The 18,111-nt window shown below is 40.6% G+C and carries 13 protein-coding genes and 2 pseudogenes; 1 reads left to right on the top strand and 14 read right to left on the bottom strand.

Annotated elements, in window-relative coordinates; genetic code table 11:
• Nucleotides 1-409 precede the first annotated feature (409 nt).
• From glmS to B4W83_RS01110, 10 genes and pseudogenes are all read right to left on the bottom strand, one after another.
• On the bottom strand, nucleotides 410-2,218 hold the full coding sequence (gene glmS / locus B4W83_RS01060) for a glutamine--fructose-6-phosphate transaminase (isomerizing) (RefSeq protein ID WP_000334290.1): 1,809 nt from the start codon (nucleotides 2,216-2,218) through the stop codon (nucleotides 410-412).
• A gap of 191 nt (nucleotides 2,219-2,409) precedes the next feature.
• Nucleotides 2,410-3,789: a 6-phospho-beta-glucosidase gene (gene bglA, locus B4W83_RS01065; protein WP_000943498.1), complete on the bottom strand. Its 1,380-nt coding sequence runs from the start codon at nucleotides 3,787-3,789 to the stop codon at nucleotides 2,410-2,412.
• A 98-nt stretch (nucleotides 3,790-3,887) separates the two neighbouring features.
• Nucleotides 3,888-5,741: a proline--tRNA ligase gene (locus B4W83_RS01070; RefSeq protein ID WP_000814009.1), complete on the bottom strand. Its 1,854-nt coding sequence runs from the start codon at nucleotides 5,739-5,741 to the stop codon at nucleotides 3,888-3,890.
• Between the two features lie 12 nt (nucleotides 5,742-5,753).
• A complete protein-coding gene (rseP, locus tag B4W83_RS01075; protein WP_000900657.1) occupies nucleotides 5,754-7,013 on the bottom strand; it encodes an RIP metalloprotease RseP in 1,260 nt (419 codons plus the stop codon).
• A 21-nt stretch (nucleotides 7,014-7,034) separates the two neighbouring features.
• Nucleotides 7,035-7,838 (bottom strand): phosphatidate cytidylyltransferase, encoded by an 804-nt coding sequence (locus B4W83_RS01080; protein ID WP_000189868.1) that lies wholly within the window; start codon nucleotides 7,836-7,838, stop codon nucleotides 7,035-7,037.
• Between the two features lie 8 nt (nucleotides 7,839-7,846).
• Nucleotides 7,847-8,605, bottom strand: coding sequence for an undecaprenyl pyrophosphate synthase (gene uppS / locus B4W83_RS01085; RefSeq protein ID WP_000466722.1), 759 nt, complete (start codon nucleotides 8,603-8,605; stop codon nucleotides 7,847-7,849).
• Between the two features lie 345 nt (nucleotides 8,606-8,950).
• A pseudogene (locus tag B4W83_RS01095) lies at nucleotides 8,951-9,523 on the bottom strand (nucleotidyltransferase family protein).
• Complete coding sequence (ruvB, locus tag B4W83_RS01100) at nucleotides 9,504-10,502, bottom strand: Holliday junction branch migration DNA helicase RuvB (RefSeq protein WP_007284862.1); 999 nt, start codon at nucleotides 10,500-10,502, stop codon at nucleotides 9,504-9,506. The pseudogene B4W83_RS01095 and the gene ruvB overlap by 20 nt, the downstream one beginning before the upstream one ends.
• A 669-nt stretch (nucleotides 10,503-11,171) precedes the next feature.
• The gene (locus B4W83_RS01105; protein WP_001074692.1) at nucleotides 11,172-11,825 is read right to left on the bottom strand and encodes a DUF4352 domain-containing protein; all 654 of its coding nucleotides are present in this window, start codon (nucleotides 11,823-11,825) and stop codon (nucleotides 11,172-11,174) included.
• A gap of 229 nt (nucleotides 11,826-12,054) precedes the next feature.
• Nucleotides 12,055-12,496 (bottom strand): annotated as a pseudogene (locus B4W83_RS01110) (transposase); the annotation flags it as partial.
• A 115-nt stretch (nucleotides 12,497-12,611) separates the two neighbouring features.
• On the opposite strand from B4W83_RS01110, the gene B4W83_RS01115 reads away from it, so the two are divergent.
• Entirely contained in the window at nucleotides 12,612-12,704 is a 93-nt protein-coding gene (locus B4W83_RS01115) for a type I toxin-antitoxin system Fst family toxin (protein WP_000970294.1), read from the top strand.
• Between the two features lie 823 nt (nucleotides 12,705-13,527).
• On the opposite strand, the gene B4W83_RS01120 is transcribed toward B4W83_RS01115, so the two are convergent.
• The 4 genes from B4W83_RS01120 to leuS are packed head-to-tail and all read right to left on the bottom strand — an operon-like array spanning nucleotide 13,528 to nucleotide 18,092.
• Nucleotides 13,528-13,944 carry a GNAT family N-acetyltransferase gene (locus tag B4W83_RS01120; RefSeq protein WP_000628388.1) on the bottom strand — a complete coding sequence of 139 codons (417 nt, stop codon included), beginning with the start codon at nucleotides 13,942-13,944 and terminating at the stop codon, nucleotides 13,528-13,530.
• 11 nt (nucleotides 13,945-13,955) lie between these two features.
• Nucleotides 13,956-14,651 carry a GNAT family N-acetyltransferase gene (locus B4W83_RS01125; RefSeq protein WP_001144903.1) on the bottom strand — a complete coding sequence of 232 codons (696 nt, stop codon included), beginning with the start codon at nucleotides 14,649-14,651 and terminating at the stop codon, nucleotides 13,956-13,958.
• Between the two features lie 55 nt (nucleotides 14,652-14,706).
• On the bottom strand, nucleotides 14,707-15,549 hold the full coding sequence (locus tag B4W83_RS01130; protein ID WP_001081167.1) for a hypothetical protein: 843 nt from the start codon (nucleotides 15,547-15,549) through the stop codon (nucleotides 14,707-14,709).
• A gap of 41 nt (nucleotides 15,550-15,590) precedes the next feature.
• Nucleotides 15,591-18,092, bottom strand: coding sequence for a leucine--tRNA ligase (gene leuS / locus B4W83_RS01135; protein WP_000011746.1), 2,502 nt, complete (start codon nucleotides 18,090-18,092; stop codon nucleotides 15,591-15,593).
• Between the last annotated feature and the right edge of the window lie 19 nt (nucleotides 18,093-18,111).

Genomic DNA, 18,111 nt, shown 5'->3' on the forward strand with positions numbered 1-18,111 from the left:
CAAAGTTAAAAACCTTTAAAACTAAAGTTTTGTCACAGATTTTGTGCCAAAACTTTACTTTTGACGAGGCTGGGCAAAAAGGCTTAAAAATGATAAAACGCATCATATCAGGTGTACAAAACCTTAATATGATGCGTTTTATCATGGAAAGATTTACTGAATTTTCTCTTCAAATTGAGTTTTTGCCCAGCTTCCTCTTTTTATAGTAGTTTGAAATAAGATACGAACAAATCAATTGGAAAATTCAAATTAATTTCTAGAAATATTTTAGTATTCCTGTGTACTGTTCTAAATTCAATCTGCTATAATTATTGAAAAGTAAACCCCTATCATCATTTGTAACATAAAAAATAGGCTGTAAAACCTTATAGGATAAACCTATGGCTTTACGCCCGTATATTCATAGATTCTATTCTACCGTTACTGATTTAGCAAGGTTACGTGGTTTGTCCACATCAAGACCACGGTGGAGGGTTGCAAAGTAAGCGACCAATTGTGTTGGTACGACCATTGAAATTGGTGAGAGGTAAGGGTGTACAGTCGTAAGGACGATATCGTCTGTCTCTTTAGCAACATTTTCTTCTGCGATAGTGAGGACTTTTGCACCACGGGCTGCCACCTCTTGGATATTTCCACGAGTGTGGTTGGCAAGGACTGGATCTGACAAGAGAGTCAAAACAGGTGTTCCTTCTTCAATCAAGGCAATAGTTCCGTGCTTGAGTTCTCCTGCCGCAAAGCCTTCACACTGGATGTAAGAAATCTCTTTAAGTTTGAGACTTGCTTCCATGGCTACGTAGTAATCTTGACCACGTCCGATGTAAAAGGCGTTACGAGTTGTTTCAAGTAGCTCACGAACCTTGACTTCAATGGTTTCTTTCTCTGAAAGAGTTGATTCGATAGACTGAGCTACGATTGACAACTCATGAACTAAATCAAAGGCTTGCGCTTTGGCATTGCCATTTGCTTCTCCGACTGCTTTTGCAAGGAAGGCAAGGGCTGCAATTTGCGCTGTATAGGCCTTGGTTGAGGCTACGGCAATTTCAGGACCTGCGTGAAGGAGCATGGTATGGTTAGCTTCACGTGAAAGGGTTGAACCTGGGACATTTGTCACTGTCAAGCTTGGGATTCCCATTTCATTAGCCTTGACCAAAACCTGACGGCTATCCGCTGTTTCACCAGACTGGCTGATAAAGATGAAAAGTGGTTTCTTGCTGAGAAGTGGCATACCGTAGCCCCACTCAGATGAGATTCCAAGTTCAACTGGCGTATCTGTCAATTCTTCCAACATTTTCTTAGAAGCAAATCCTGCGTGGTAAGATGTTCCAGCTGCAAGGATGTAGATACGGTCTGCGTCTTGAACAGCCTTGATAATAGCTGGGGCTACGACAACTTGACCAGCCTCATCTGTGTAGGCTTGGATAAGTTTCCGCATAACCGTTGGTTGCTCGTCAATTTCCTTGAGCATGTAGTAAGGATAAGTTCCCTTACCGATATCTGACAAGTCAAGTTCTGCAGTATAGCTAGCACGTTCACGACGATTGCCATCATAGTCTTGAACTTCTACGCTATCTGCCTTGACGATTACCAACTCTTGGTCATGAATTTCCATATATTGATTAGTCTCACGAATCATAGCCATAGCATCTGAACAGACCATGTTATAGCCTTCTCCAAGACCAATCAAAAGTGGTGATTTATTCTTAGCTACGTAGATAACTTCAGGATCTTGTGAGTCAACCAAGGCAAAAGCATAAGAACCACGGATGATGTGAAGAGCTTTTTTGAAAGCTTCAAGAACTGACAAGCCATCTTCTTCCGCAAATTTTCCGATCAAGTGAACGGCGATTTCCGTATCTGTTTGCCCTTTGAAGTTGTGCCCCGCAAGGTATTCTTCCTTGATTTCAAGATAGTTCTCAATCACCCCGTTATGCACCAAGACAAAACGTTCAGTCTCAGAGCGGTGTGGGTGAGCATTGTCTTCCGTTGGTTTTCCGTGAGTCGCCCAACGAGTATGTCCAATACCAGTTGTTCCCTCCACACCAGCTGTCTTAGCAGACAATTCTGCAATACGGCCAACCGCCTTGACCAGATGATTTTCAGCACCACCTAGGACAAAAATTCCCGCAGAATCATAGCCACGGTATTCAAGCTTTTCAAGCCCTTGAATCAAAATATCAGTTGCATTTGTGTTTCCAACAACACCAACAATTCCACACATAGTATATACGACACAGACAAGCTGTGCTTTCTCCTTAAAATTGGTATAGTCTAATTCTTCTTTTATAGAATCAGCAAAAACAGTATATACTTGTTTTTTTCACTTGTCAAGAGTAAAAATTGGTATAGTTCACATTAACTTCTTGTAAACAAAAAACTCTGACCAATTAGGATAATCAGTCAGAGTCCTTTTTAAAATCCATTATTATCGCTTAATTCCTTGAACCAGTGCCCTGATTTCTTCAGACGGCGTTCTTGCGTTTTCAAGTCCAATTCAACCAAACCATAGCGATTTTTATAGCTGTTGAGCCATGACCAACAGTCAATAAAGGTCCAAATTAAGTAGCCCTTACAATTGGCTCCGTCTTCAATAGCACGGTAAAGTTCGCGAAGATGACCTTTTACAAAGTCAATACGGTAATCATCTTGAATCATTCCATTCTCACGGAATTTTTCTTCCCCTTCAACACCCATACCATTCTCTGTCAACATCCACTCAATATTGCCATAGTTTTCCTTGATATTTTGGGCAATGTCATAAATCCCTTGCTCATAAATCTCCCAGCCACGGTGAGGATTAATTTTACGTCCAGGCATCACATAAGGCTCATAAAAATGTTCTGGTAAGAGTGGACTCTCTGGATGCTTCGCAAATCGAGGAGCCATAACACGCAAAGGTTGATAGTAGTTGACACCAAGGAAGTCCACCGTATTGTCACGAATGAGCTCCAACTCCTCCTCTGTAGCATCAGGCAAGAGCCCGTATTCATGCAAGATTTCTACCAACTCCTGTGGATAAGTCCCCAAAACAGACGGATCTAAGAAAGATTGGGCCTGAAAAAGGTCCGCAATACGAGCCGCCTTGACATCAGCAGGATGCTGGCTACGTGGATAAGCCGGTGTCAAGTTTAAGACAATCCCAATCTTGGAATCAGGCAAGAGTTCATGACAGGCCTTAACCGCCCGACTGCTGGCCAATTGTGTATAATAAGCTACTTTAACCGCTACCTCTGCATCCACCTTATGTGGATAATGGGCATCGTAAAAATAGCCAAATTCTACTGGAACGATTGGCTCGTTAAAGGTAATCCATTGATCCACTAAATCTCCATAAGTCTCAAAACAAAAACGAGCATAGTCTTCATAGGCTGAGACTGTCGCCTTATTTTCCCAACCATCCCCATCCTCTTGAAGGGCAAAAGGCAAATCAAAATGATAAAGATTGACTAACAGACGAATCCCTTTGGCCTTAATAGCCTCAAAAACCTTACGGTAAAAATCTACACCCTGAGAATTGACTTTTCCACGTCCTTGTGGAAAAATCCGAGACCACTGGATAGAAGTTCGGAAGGCTGTATGCCCAGTCTCTACCAAAAGCTCAATATCCTTTTCCCAATTTTCATAAAAGGTCGATGTCTTATCTGGACCAATCCCATTATAGTAACGATTTGGCTCCACTTGGTACCAATAATCCCATAGATTATCTCCCTTACCGTCACCAGCTATACGTCCTTCTGTCTGTGGCCCAGAAGTAGAGGATCCCCAGACAAAATCCTTTGGAAATCTTAGCATACATTTACCTCTTTATCTACTCATTTTTCCCATTATACAGAAAAAACAAGGTAAAAACTAGTTACATTTTTTCCTTGTTTTTCTTCTGATTATAGTTTTTATTTCTTGCTGAGGATTTCAAGCGTTTCAAGCAAGTTATCTGCATGAACCTCGATAGTGTCACCAGTCGCTTTAATCTTCACTTCTACGATGCCATCGGCTGCTTTCTTACCAACAGTGATACGAATCGGCAATCCAATCAAGTCGCTGTCGCTGAATTTAACACCAACACGTTCGTTACGGTCATCTGTCAAGACTTCGTAACCAGCTCCCATCAAGCTTGCTTCAAGCTTTTCTGTCAAGGCTTGCGCTTCATCATCCTTGACATTGACAGTGATCAAGTGCACATCAAATGGTGCCAATTCTTTAGGGAAGTTGATTCCCCAAGCGTAACGGTATTCACCTTTTGGCGTTTTGTTAACAAAGAGGCGAGCGTGTTGCTCCATCACTGCTGAAAGGAGACGGCTGACACCGATACCGTAACATCCCATGATAATTGGCACAGCACGGCCATTTTCATCCAAGACATCTGCTCCCATGCTTGCTGAATAGCGAGTGCCGAGTTTAAAGATGTGACCAATTTCGATACCACGCGCAAAGTTAAGAACACCTTGTCCGTCTGGGGAAATTTCACCCTCACGAACTTCACGGATATCCACATATTCTGCAGTAAAATCGCGACCTGGATTCACACCAGTCAAGTGGTAGCCATCTTCGTTAGCACCGACAACTGCATTGCGAACATCTTGTACCTTACGGTCTGCAATGATTTTAATATTCTCTGGCAAACCAACTGGTCCAAGTGAACCAAATCCTGCTTGAACAAGATTCGCCACTTCTTCTTCGCTAGCAACGTCAAAGAAATCTGCTCCCAAGTAGTTTTTCAACTTGACTTCGTTGAGTTGGTCATTTCCAACTAGAAGGGCTGCAACAAGCTCACCATCTGCCATGTAAAAGAGGGTTTTAATCGTTTGTTCTTCTGGAACATTGAGGAAGGCTGCAACTTCATCAATTGATTTAACATCTGGCGTTGCAACACGAGTAACTTCTTCTTCAGCGACAACACGGTTGCTTGGTTTGTACTCGTTTGTTGCCATTTCTAAGTTAGCTGCATAGCTAGACTCACTTGAGTAAGCAATGGTATCTTCACCAGAGACTATCCATTTGAGCAATTCTGCCTTGATTTCTTCTTGCGCTTGATCAGGAATTTCGTCAAATGAGGCAACTGACTTGTCCAAGACAACCCAGCGGTCAAGGTCTGTACGAGCAGATGTAATGGCCATAAATTCTTGGCTATCCTTACCACCCATGGCTCCACCGTCACCAATAATAGCCTTGAAGTCTAAACCACTACGAGTGAAAATACGCTCATAGGCTGCTTTGTACTCATCATAAACACTATCCAAACTATCATAGTTAGCGTGGAAACTATAAGCATCCTTCATGATAAACTCACGTGTACGAAGAAGTCCATTACGTGGGCGTTTTTCATCACGATACTTAGGCTGGATTTGGTAAAGGTTGAGTGGCAATTGCTTGTAAGACTTAACAGAATCACGGACAATAGCTGTAAAGGTTTCTTCGTGTGTTGGACCTAGGATAAAGTCTGATTTTTCACGGTTTTTTAGTTTGTAAAGGTCTTCACCGTAAGTTTCGTAACGACCTGATTCGCGCCACAATTCTGCACTGAGAAGGGCAGGAGCCAACATCTCAACGGCACCAATCTTGTCGAATTCTTGGCGCATGATATTTTTAGCTTTTTCAATCACACGATTAGCAAGTGGTAGGTAAGAATAAACACCTGCAGATACTTGGCGAACATAACCAGCACGCAACATAAGAGCATGGCTGATAACTTGAGCATCGCTTGGCATTTCGCGAAGCGTTGGGATAGGTATTTTACTTTGTTTCATAATATTCCTCGATTATCTAAAAAAGAGTCGCATAATGTCATTCCAGGTCACAGCAATCATCAAGACAACCATGATGACCACTCCGGCCAAGGTAACATAGGTTTCAATTTCTTGTTTTAATGGTTTGCGGCGGATGGCTTCCAGGATATTGAGCACAATCTTACCACCATCCAGAGCTGGAATCGGAATAAGATTAAAAATCCCGATATTGATAGAAATCATTGCCAAGAAGTACAAGACATTCTCAATTCCATTTTTAGCAGCATCACTACTTGCCTTAAAGATGGCAACAGGTCCACCTAGCTTGTTCAAATCCGGTTGGAAAATCAGATTTTTCAGAGCTGATAGGATTCGGATAGCCGAGTCGGCTGCAGTTGTAAATCCACCTACAAACATGGATAGAAAATCTGACTTAATTCCCGGTTGAACACCTAGAAGGTAACGGCCTTGACTTTCTTCGGGTGTAACAGTGACTTGTTTGTCACTCCCCTTTTCAGAAATAGTCACATCCAAAGTCGGGGCCGTCTTATCTTTGGTTTCTGTTTCCACAGCCTGAATCAAGCTTTCCCAGTTGTTAATCTCATGTGAGCCAATCTTGGTAATTTGTGCCGTTTCTGGCACTCCCACCTTAGCCAAGGCCCCTTGGGGCATGACATGGAACTGGTTGGTATCAACATCTCTGACGCCACCCTGCATAAAGATTAAAATCCAAAAAACAACGACACCCAAGATAAAGTTATTCATAGGGCCTGCAAAGTTGGTAATCAGTTTGCCCCAGATAGTCGCATTTTGATATTGAACATCTAAAGGTGCAATCCGAACCTCAGTACCATCTGCTTCCACAACCGTTGCATCGTGATCCACTGCAAATGTTTTTTCTTCTTCCAGAACCAATCCTTTGATAAAGAGCTTGTCTTCAAAATCAAACTGGGTCACCTGCATAGGGAGGGCTGTTTGATCCAATTTTTTACCTGAGAGATTGATGCGTTTAACCTTACCATCATCAGCAAGTGTCAAACTAACAGGCGTTCCTGTCTTGATTTCAGTTGTATCATCACCCCAACCGGCCATGCGGACATAGCCACCCAGAGGCAAGATTCGAATGGTATAGGCCGTTCCATCCTTGCCAATGTGAGCAAAAATTTTAGGTCCCATACCGATGGCAAATTCACGTACTAAAATCCCTGATTTCTTGGCAAAGTAGAAGTGCCCGAACTCGTGCACCACTACAATAATCCCGAAAACCAGAATAAAGGTTAAAATTCCGAGCATAGCGTTTCCTCCGTCTTTTGATTAAAAGAGTCCAAATAAGTGCATGATTGGAAATACAAGCAACATACTATCGAAACGATCCAAAACACCACCATGTCCAGGGATAAATTTCCCAGAATCCTTAACACCAAAATGACGTTTGATCGAACTTTCTAGTAAATCACCAAATTGTCCAGCAATACTAAAGAAAATAGCAAAGACTGACATCTTGTAAATTCCATATGGAAGAGCAACTGTACTGTCAACTATCATAAAGATAATGGTTACTAAAATCGCTCCTAAAATACCACCCAAGGCACCCTCAAGGGTTTTATTAGGCGATACCCTTGGTGCTAACTTTCGTTTCCCATAGTTCATCCCAACAAGATAGGCACCACTGTCTGTCGCCCAGACGATACACAAGGCCAAAAGCGCCTTATCTAAACCTGCAACACGAGCATCTAGTAAAGCATTAAATCCAAAGCCCACGTAGAAGCTCATAGCAAGAGGGAAAACCGCATCCTCAATCGTATAAGACTTGCTAAAAACGGTCGTTCCTAACATGATTGAAATCAAAACACTATAGGCAACCACATTCCCATCAACTGGCAAAAAAGTCAGGTAATTCTCCAAGGGAATGGTCAATGCAAAGGTTGCAAAGAGGGTCAAGAGGCCCTCCATCGTCATGGTCTCTAGACCTCTCATCCTCAAAAGTTCATGCATGGCTAGCATGGCTATGATTCCGATTGCTATCTGAAGCAAGAGTCCCCCAATCATCAAAATCGGTAGGAAAATAGCCAGTGCAATCCCTGCAAACAAGGTTCTTTTCTGTAAATCCTGTGTCATATTTCCTCCTAAACTCCTCCAAATCGGCGATGACGACGATTGTAGGCAAGAATGGCTTCCTGCAAGGCCGCCTCGTCAAAATCAGGCCACAAGGTATCTGTAAAATAGAGTTCACTATAGGCCCCCTGCCATGGTAGGAAATTACTCAAACGCAATTCTCCACTGGTACGGATAATCAAGTCTGGGTCTCGTAACTCCTTAGGTAAATGCTGGGTAAAAAGATAATTACCAATCAACTCCTCTGTGATGTCACCTGGGTTGATTTTGGCATCTAAAACATCCTGAGAAATCAACTTAAGAGCCTGTGTAATCTCAGCACGTCCACCATAGTTAAGAGCAAAATTAAGAATCAAACCTGTGTTGTTCTTAGTCAATTCCTCAGCCTTGGTCAGAGCTTCAAAGGTTTGCTTAGGCAGGCGGTCCGTTTCTCCGATCATTTGAATCTTAACATTATTCGCATGCAGTTCCGGGACATAATTATCATAAAACTCTACTGGCAAGTTCATGATAAACTTGACTTCCTGATCTGGACGGGTCCAGTTTTCTGTAGAAAAAGCATAGACCGTAATAACCTTAACGCCTAGTTTGTTAGCTGCCTTGGTCACAGTTTGCAATGCTTCCATGCCCGCCTTATGTCCAAAAACTCGCGGTTGCATACGTTTTTTAGCCCAACGGCCATTGCCATCCATGATGATGCCAATATGAGCAGGGACCTGTGTCGGAACCTCTACTTCCACAGCCTTATCTTTCTTAAAAAATCCAAACATGATCTTATTCCTATTCAAAAATCTATCGTTTCATTATACCATATTTCCCTATTTTCTTCTATCACTAAGCTATTTATACTCTTCGAAAATCTCTTCAAACCACGTCAGCTCTATCTGCAACCTCAAAACAGTGTTTTGAGCAACCTGCGGTTAGCTTCCTAGTTTACACTTTGATTTTCATTGAGTATTATTCTCAGGCACCAAGCCCATTTTTCAAAAAAATAAGCCGCCTGATTGGGCGACTTTATTTTTTATAGGGAGATTATTATGAAAAAGTTTTAGGAGTTTAAGTTAAGGTCTTCTTAACTTATGAACTCAGTATACACTCCCTAGCTTAAAGTTTCCTTAAGAAGTTTTAAAAATCAAATTTTTCCATTTCTCCTGACAATTTTTCTTGGATAAACGTGTTTGATAAAGCTCCATTCAGTCTTCATTTTCTAAGAAATGAGGAGTTGGACGAACTTGAAAATTCAAAATATCCTCGAGTCCGTAAGGAGTAAAGAGTTCTAAAGTAGAATCTTCATTCAAGCGCAGTCCAACAGCCGTACATCGTTCTGGATACTTACTCATGGCATCACAAGAGCTGCTATAGGGAGCAGTATGAGGACTGTGCTGATGCATACAGACCTGATTTTTCAATTCCCACTAGTACTGAGGAAAATCCTCTCTCAACTTTTTCTCTAGAGACAAGGTTTCCTCATAAGAAATATCTGGATCAAAGAAAATTACATCTACATCTGTTTCACAGTCAAAAGGGGATTTGTCTGACAAGAGATTCCAGATAAAATTTCTGACAGAACCTGCTGCCAACCAGGAATCTTTCAGACCAAGGTTTCGGATGATAGTCAGAATAGCCATCATATCCGGATTTTCTCTGAAAGAGTCTAAAATTTCAGCCTTATTTTTCAATATATTCATACCCAAAATGCTCATAAGCCTTAGCAGTCGCCACCCGTCCAGACCGTGTCCGCATGATAAAACCTTTTTGAATCAAGTAAGGCTCATACATGTCTTCCACCGTCTCACGTTCTTCTGCTATGTTAACAGAAAGAGTTCCTAGACCAACAGGACCACCTCCGTACATCTCAATCATGGTACGAAGGATTTTCTGGTCCACATAGTCCAGACCTTCATAGTCAACATCCAGCATAGTCAAAGCCTTATCGGTAATAAGATCATCGATCACCCCATTCCCCATTATCTGGGCAAAATCGCGCACGCGCTTGAGGAGACGATTGGCAATACGAGGGGTCCCACGACTACGTAGGGCCAACTCAGATGCTGCCTCATGGGTGATTTCCATCTCAAAAATATCTGCCGTCCGCTCAACAATTTCCGTCAAGTCAGCATGGGCATAATACTCCATATGACCTGTAATCCCAAAACGTGCCCGTAGCGGATTTGAGAGCATACCAGCCCGAGTCGTCGCCCCAATCAAGGTAAAAGGTGGCAACTCCAAATGAACGCTGCGACTGCCTTCACCAGCACCAATCATGATATCAATGTAGAAGTCCTCCATGGCACTATAAAGCACCTCTTCCACAGACATGGGCAAGCGATGAATCTCATCAATAAAAAGGACATCCCCAGGCTCCAAGTCATTCAAAATCGCTACCAGATCACCGGCTTTTTCAATGACAGGCCCAGACGTTTGCTTGAGATTGACACCTAGTTCATTGGCAATAACAAAAGCCATGGTCGTTTTTCCCAAGCCTGGAGGGCCAAATAAGAGCACATGATCCAGCGCTTCATCCCGCATTTTGGCAGCTTCGATAAAGATTTGGAGCTGGTTCTTGACCTTATCCTGTCCGATATATTCACGTAAATACTGAGGACGGAGCGTGCGTTCTACTAACTCCTCATCCCCCATTATCTCATTATCTAAAATTCTACTCATGGCTCTATTATATCAAAAAACCAAGCCACAAACAAAAAAGCCACTGGATTGTGACTCCCGAGTCTAGCACTTATGTGGTATAATATTGTTCGGAACTTCTACACCGCCTACGAAAGGAGGTGAGATAGCCCATGATGGAATTAGTACTCAATTCCTTTTTATTATCCCATAGTTCACGAATTTTGTCAAAGGTTTATATCCTCATCCATTCAGCTTCTCCAACTTTAGAATCTGTCCAATAAAGTTTATAAGATTTAGAGAAAGCTATTGAAAAATGATATTTAGAAAACTTCCGAAAAGCCTGAAATAGAGCAAAAAAACTCCACCAGTCCCGGTGGAGTTAAGGGAGATTATGATGAAAAAGAAAAGTTTAGGATTTTATTAAATAAAGTTAGGAGGTCTTTATTTAATGACTATATAATACTAGACTAGCCTTAAATTTTGCTTAAGCAAAAACAAGTTTTATTATTTTTCTCTGTTGATCCAAGTCATCCCTATACAATTATAGGTGGATAAGGCTTCAAAATCCAATTTGCACCATTTTCTCCACTTCAACATAATTCCTAGATTACTAATTTTTTAAAACCATAACATAAAAACAAATGTAAAGAATAAGAAAAAATGCATAACATCTACTAAAAAATAGACATTTTGCATTTTTAATTCAGACTAATCTAGACTAATTTTTCCTCTTTGAGTTCCAAAAACACCTGTTTGTACTTGTAACTGTAAGCCTGAAGCATCTGCAGTCTCCGTATTCACATCAAATACCACATTTCCTGTGATACTATTTTCAGGGTTTAATTCTGACAAAAAGAATTTTGCTTCCTGATTTGCATAGATACCAGCTGTACTATCAGTTGAGTACTCTGTATCATCTTTTAAAAGCTTAAAGAAATCATCCGTAACAGTTATAGATTTTTTACCATTATTTTTTACCGTCACATTCAGAATTAAATAAATACCATTTGCGTTTTTGCCAAATTCTCCTCCAACATTTTGAGACAGAGATTTTGAATTCACGATATATTCAACATCTCCAACTTTAACAACTTCTCCGATTTTATTCTCTGCCTTAGCTTTTGTCTCCTCTTCCTTATTTTTATTTTTTTCTGTTGCCTTTGTTTGAGAAGTTTCTTCTGATGCTGCTGTTTGCGTACTTGAACTAGATGCAACTTCCTGCTTAGTGGAGTTACTTCCACTTCCACCTTTAACTACACCAAATACAACAATAATAACAATCAATATGAACCACCATTTTTTATAAAAAGGTGTTTTTTTCACATATACATTCCCATTTTCATCTTTGATTTTCTTAGCCATAAGAAATTTCCTTTAATCTTTTTCAACTATTATATTATATTTCCTAAAAAAAAAAAGCATTTTTGAGGGTAATTTTAATTTTTTTAAATAAATGCGATTTAAAAAGTTTCAATCACTGAGCCTAGCTAAACAATTTCAACTAACAAAATTATCTCAAAAGAACTTTGCCATTTCAATTTTTCTAAAATATAGCACTCTAAGACAAATGAGGTGATTCTTGTTCATACTCAATTGTCTGAGCGTCTGCCTTCTTGGGATGCTCAGGTCGAGGAGTGACCGTTCGCCAACCATGGCATTTCAGGAGATAATAGCAACCATCACGTGTAGAAGTGCGACTAATCTCTTTTTGATAGGATGCAAATAACTGATTGACAGTTACAAATTCCCCAGCTTGAGCAGTTTCTATATGACGTTTTAGAAATGCTTGTTCTTCTTCGTAAGTCCTATATTCTCTATGACGTCCACCACGAGTCTCTTGAAGAAGAGCATACAAACTCCTTATATTTTTCAAATTCCTCCAAACAGTTGTTTTATTGCAATCTAGCAGATCCATGATTTCCTTATAACTCTTTTGAATAAAATATAATCTATAGACGTTTGTGGTATTCGGCGTACGATGAATCTCTTAGGAGTTTTTCAATTTTTTGTGTTTCTTCGTTTGTGAGTTTCATAACTACTATTATAAGATGTTTTTTGACTTTAGTATAATATGAGAGAGTAGATTACTTTATGGTATAATATTCTACGGCACTGCTACACCGCCTGCGAAAGGAGGTGAGATAGCCCATGATGGAACTAATCCTTAAAACTATCATCGGACCGATTGTGGTCGGTGTCATCCTTCGCTTAGTCGATAAATGGCTAAACAAAGATAGATAGTGTCAAAAAAGACCCCAAGCTTAATGTGGAAGTTAGCTTGGGGTCTTTTCTAGTCCATGATATAGAACTAATCCTTAATTCCTCTCCATTATCTCACAGTTCACAAAATTTGTCAAAACTTTACATCCTCAGCTTCTCAAGCTTTAACCACTTTACAACAAGACTTTCAAGTTTAAGAGAAAATTAGGGATTCTATCAATTTCATAGAAATTTTGATTTAGTAAACGAAGAGACAATCTTATATGTCACTCCTCATTTAATACGCCACTACTGGACAAGCAAAATCATTATTACAGTAGTTCTAGTCCTTCAATTAACAGTCACTTACATTCAAAGTGAGGTTGAAGTAGCTGAAGGTACAACAGACCTATTTCTTAATCATATTCGCTAAAAAAGCCCCCGCCAATTCCCCGACCAAAATCCGAAAAATACCGAAAAATATCGAAAAATGATTTTTAGAATAGTCCCCAAAAGCCTGAAATAGAGCCAAAAAACTCCACCTAATCGGGTGGAGTTAAGGGAGATTATTATGAAAAAGAAAAGTTTAGGATTTTATTAAATAAAGTTAGGAGGTCTTTATTTAATAACTATATGATACAAGACGAAGCTTAAAACTAGCTTAACTTTTCTCAGATTCTACCATTTTGCAGAAAATCACTATCACTATCACCTCACAAAAAGCCACCTGATTAGGTGACTTCATTAGGAGATTATGATGAAAAAAAGTTTTAGGATTTCATTAAATAAAGTTAGGAGGTCTTTATTTAATGACTATATAATACTAGACCATCCTTAAACTTTGCTTAAGAAAAAACAAGTTTTGTTATTTTTCTCGATTCGCCCAAGTCATCCCTATACAATTATAGGTGGATAAGATTTCAAAGCCCATAGAACGATAAAATCCCACGTTTTTTTCTGTCTCTTCTGTCACCAGCTGGACTTGATAAGCATCTTTGTAATCTTTTAAGGCCTCTTTCATTAGGGCACTACCAATCCCTTGACGCTGATAGATTGGTAAAACAATCAAATCCTGTACAAAAACTGATGAGAATCCATCTCCAACCAAACGAATCAAGCCCACCACAGCATCACCATCAAGTGCCAGATAAATTACTAATGAATGCGATAAGGCCTGCTCCAGCATCTCTGGTTGATGGGTATAATTTGTCCAACCGACAGCCTGATAGAGATGCAAAACATCCTCTAGCTTGACAATTTCTTGCTTTTTAATAGTAATCATCTCAACACCTCTTAAAGTTCTCTCAAGCTCTTGTACTGCTGTCCATTTTTATCAAAATTTTCAGGACGCAGCCATGTTTCCAAACGATCTTTGACTTGAGGCCAGTCCTTATCAATCATAGACAACCAATCCGTATCCCTCGTCCGTCCCTTATAAACCACCGCCTGGCGGAAGGTTCCTTCATAGACAAATCCCAAACGCTCCGCAACTCGTCTGGATGGCAGGTTAAGAGCATCGCATTTCCACTCATAGCGACGATAGTTTAGCTCCTCAAAAATATAGCGAGCTAGGAGATACTGAGCCTCAGTTCCTATCCGTGTACCCCTTAGCTCTGGAGAAAAAGTGACTGCTCCGACTTCTATTACTCGGTTATTCTGGTCAATGCGCATGAGAGAAAAAGTTCCCAAAGCCTTACCAGTCGCCTTGTCTATGATTGCATAGTAAAAACGGTCCTTACGAGCCAACATCTGATTTAAAAGGCTAACCAGCTCCCCCATATCTGCTACTGGCTCCTGAAAAAGATAGGTCCACATCTCCCGAGGAGTATCCGGGCCATAAACAGCTAGCAAATCCTCCGCATGTTTTTCTACCGAGAGAGCCTCTATCCTAGCATAACGCCCTTCTAAGAAATCAATAGAAGGCAGTGCACCGGGTGTATAACCTTCCATTGACTCACCAATCATCTGACCATATTCATTTACTGGCATAGCTTTCTCCTTGTTTCACTTTTCAAACTTTTTACTCAACTCTATTTGAATTGTCCTATCTGCTAATTTCAAGTTTTTTATCAATTTCATTTAACAATTTTTCTGCATCTTCTTTATTTAAAACATTTTCTCGTGCTACATAGTTTCTACAAATATTCAGGGCCGCAATTTGGTCTGCTTTATCCAAAGATTCAAACATAATTCTCACTGAGTTACTAGCAATAACTCCTCGTTTATCATCCGAATTTTGAAGAAAGTTAAGTAGAACACTTAAATTGTTCTGACGACACGATTCGTACAAATCAATATATTCACCGTATTTTTTCGATTCAGAATCAGTAAGTTTATCTACAACTTTTACCTGCGAATAAAAATAGATTATTTCCCTATTTTGAATAATATAATTTATTTTTCTGATATATTTTAATCCCTCTATTAAGAGCCAAATAAAATAGATTATCAGAATACCAAACAGTGGTAGCCACATGATACCAACACTGGATTGAATACGAGGATAAGTTTCATTAAAAGAAACTATTAAATTTTTGGCTCCAAAATAATGAATAATGGATAACAAATTTGTCACTATTAATAGAGTTGCAAAAGATTTTGTAAATAAAAATTGATACACTTCAGACTGTGTCCTTATAATTTCATTTGGAGATATTCCAAAAATATTGCTTGATTTATCATTTGAAAAACTAAAGAAAGTAATAAAAACTGCAAAGAGAGTGTCTAAAGTGAGTGTCAAATTTAAACTTTCCTTGTCCCAAAGACAATTTTTAAAATAATATGCACCCACTATTGACATTACTAATACTATAACTGACACTACAATAATAGAAATCTTAAATAATAAAATTTCACACTTCCTGCTATCGTTCACTAATCTATTCATTCTGACCTATTCTAAAGTTCATACTCTAGAGTTACTTCTTTTTATTTCACAACAATGTTAACCAATTTATTCGGTACCGCAATTACTTTCACGATTTCCTTACCGTCAATTTCTGCTTTGACTTTTTCATCCGCTAGAGCAATTTCTTGCAATTCTTCGCGTGATAGGTCTTTAGCGACCATGAGTTTGGCACGGACTTTTCCTTTGATTTGGACGACGATTTCGATTTCGTCTTCAACCAATTTGCTTTCGTCCCATGTTGGCCAAGCCACGTAAGAGATTGACTCACCTGTTGCTGCAACAGTTTGCCAGAGTTCTTCTGCCAAGTGAGGAGCAAACGGTGCAATCAATTGGATAAAGCCTTTGGCGTAGTCTACATAAAGTTTTTCTTCCTTGTTAGCCGCGTTGACAAAGACCATAAGTTGGGCAATGGCTGTGTTGAATTTGAGGGACTCAATTTGTTCTGTGACAGCTTTAACGGTTTCGTTATAAACCTTGTCAAGAGCACCATTGTTTTCCGCAATAATTTCCTTACTTGTAATCAAACGGTAAACACGGTCAAGGAATTTACGACTTCCTTCCAGACCTTCTTCTGACCAAGCGATTGAAGCATCAAGTGGGCCCATGAACATTTCATAAACACGAAGGGTATCGGCACCGTATTGTTCCACCACATCGTCTGGGTTGACAACGTTCTTAAGAGATTTAGACATCTTGGCTGGTGCTTGCTCCAACTCTTCTCCTGTTTCCACATGGAAGAAAGAACCGTCACGTTTTTCAACCTTATCGGTTGCCACAAGAGCCCCACGGTGGTCACGGTAGCTTGTTCCCAAAATCATTCCTTGGTTAAAGAGTTTTTGGAATGGCTCTTTTGTTGGAACCACACCGAGGTCATAGAGGAATTTGTGCCAGAAACGAGCATAAAGCAAGTGAAGTACAGCATGCTCTGCACCACCCACGTAGATATCTACTGGCAACCATTGTTTGAGAAGGCCCTCATCAGCCAATTTCTCAGTGTTGTGTGGATCGATATAGCGGAGGTAGTACCAGCTTGAACCTGCCCATTGTGGCATGGTGTTGGTTTCACGACGACCTTTAACACCATCTTCACGAGTCACTTCAAGCCAGTCTGTCAAGTTAGCTAGTGGACTTTCACCAGTACCTGAAGGACGGATATCCTTGGTTACAGGCAAGACAAGTGGCAATTCACTTTCAGGAACAGCTGTTGAAGTTCCATCTTCCCAATGAATGATTGGAATTGGTTCACCCCAGTAACGTTGACGGCTAAAGAGCCAGTCACGGAGACGGTAGGTAACCTTCTCTTGTCCACAGCCTTTTTCTTCCAACCAAGCCACAATCTTGGCAATTGCGTCTTCTTTGTTCAATCCATCTAGGAAGTCTGAATTAACATGAAGGCCATCTTCTGTGTAGGCAGCTTCTTCAACGTTTCCACCTTCAAGTACTTCGACGATTGGAAGGTCAAATTGTTTGGCAAATTCCCAGTCACGTTGGTCGTGGGCAGGCACAGCCATAACCGCACCTGTTCCATAACTAGCAAGAACATAGTCCGCAATCCAGATTGGAATTTCCTTGCCATTGACAGGGTTGATGGCATAAGCACCTGTCCAGACCCCAGTTTTTTCCTTGGCAAGGTCTGTACGAGCCAAGTCAGATTTGAGGCTAGCTTGGTGTTTGTAGTCTGCAACTGCTTCTGCTTGCTCTGAACTTACGATAGCGTCTACTAATTCATGCTCAGGAGCCAAAACAGTGAAAGTCGCACCGAAAAGAGTATCAGGACGAGTGGTAAAGACTGTGAATTCCTTATCAGTTCCCTTAACCTTGAAGGTTACATTAGCACCAGTTGATTTCCCGATCCAGTTGCGTTGCATGTCCTTGATAGACTCTGGCCAATCTAGTTCATCTAAGTCATTGAGCAAGCGCTCTGCGTAAGCCGTGATTTTGAGCATCCATTGGCGCATTGGCTTGCGGACAACTGGATAGCCTCCACGCTCAGACGTTCCATCAGGAAGGACCTCTTCGTTGGCGATGGCTGTTCCCAATTCCTCAACCCAGTTTACTGGCACTTCCGCTTCATAGGCCAAGCCTTTTTCGTAAAGCTTGGTGAAAATCCATTGCGTCCACTTGTAGTAGTTTGGATCTGTTGTGTTGACTTCACGATCCCAGTCATAAGAAAATCCAAGCGCATTGATTTGGCGTTTGAAGTTGGCAATGTTCTCCGCCGTAAATTCTGCTGGGTCATTACCAGTATCCATAGCGTATTGCTCTGCAGGCAAACCAAAAGCATCCCAACCCATTGGGTGAAGAACATTGTAGCCTTGCGCACGTTTGTAACGACTGAGGATATCGGTTGCAGTATAACCTTCTGGGTGTCCTACGTGCAGACCAGCTCCAGACGGATAAGGGAACATATCAAGAGCATAAAACTTAGGTTTTGATGCATCTGTTCCTGTCTTAAATGTATGATGTTCTGCCCAGTAGCCCTGCCACTTAGGCTCAATTTCTTTATGATTGTAAAAACTCATGGTCTCTCTCCAATTTTGT

It is taken from the genome of Streptococcus pseudopneumoniae ATCC BAA-960 = CCUG 49455 (assembly GCF_002087075.1).
GTDB lineage: Bacteria > Bacillota > Bacilli > Lactobacillales > Streptococcaceae > Streptococcus > Streptococcus pseudopneumoniae.

Coding starts and splice junctions, on each gene's coding strand:
- glmS (WP_000334290.1), bottom strand. CDS start 2,218: ATGTGTGGAATTGTTGGTGTTGTTGGAAACACAAATGCAACTGATATT.
- bglA (WP_000943498.1), bottom strand. CDS start 3,789: ATGCTAAGATTTCCAAAGGATTTTGTCTGGGGATCCTCTACTTCTGGG.
- B4W83_RS01070 (WP_000814009.1), bottom strand. CDS start 5,741: ATGAAACAAAGTAAAATACCTATCCCAACGCTTCGCGAAATGCCAAGC.
- rseP (WP_000900657.1), bottom strand. CDS start 7,013: ATGCTCGGAATTTTAACCTTTATTCTGGTTTTCGGGATTATTGTAGTG.
- B4W83_RS01080 (WP_000189868.1), bottom strand. CDS start 7,838: ATGACACAGGATTTACAGAAAAGAACCTTGTTTGCAGGGATTGCACTG.
- uppS (WP_000466722.1), bottom strand. CDS start 8,605: ATGTTTGGATTTTTTAAGAAAGATAAGGCTGTGGAAGTAGAGGTTCCG.
- ruvB (WP_007284862.1), bottom strand. CDS start 10,502: ATGAGTAGAATTTTAGATAATGAGATAATGGGGGATGAGGAGTTAGTA.
- B4W83_RS01105 (WP_001074692.1), bottom strand. CDS start 11,825: ATGGCTAAGAAAATCAAAGATGAAAATGGGAATGTATATGTGAAAAAA.
- B4W83_RS01115 (WP_000970294.1), top strand. CDS start 12,612: ATGATGGAACTAATCCTTAAAACTATCATCGGACCGATTGTGGTCGGT.
- B4W83_RS01120 (WP_000628388.1), bottom strand. CDS start 13,944: ATGATTACTATTAAAAAGCAAGAAATTGTCAAGCTAGAGGATGTTTTG.
- B4W83_RS01125 (WP_001144903.1), bottom strand. CDS start 14,651: ATGCCAGTAAATGAATATGGTCAGATGATTGGTGAGTCAATGGAAGGT.
- B4W83_RS01130 (WP_001081167.1), bottom strand. CDS start 15,549: ATGAATAGATTAGTGAACGATAGCAGGAAGTGTGAAATTTTATTATTT.
- leuS (WP_000011746.1), bottom strand. CDS start 18,092: ATGAGTTTTTACAATCATAAAGAAATTGAGCCTAAGTGGCAGGGCTAC.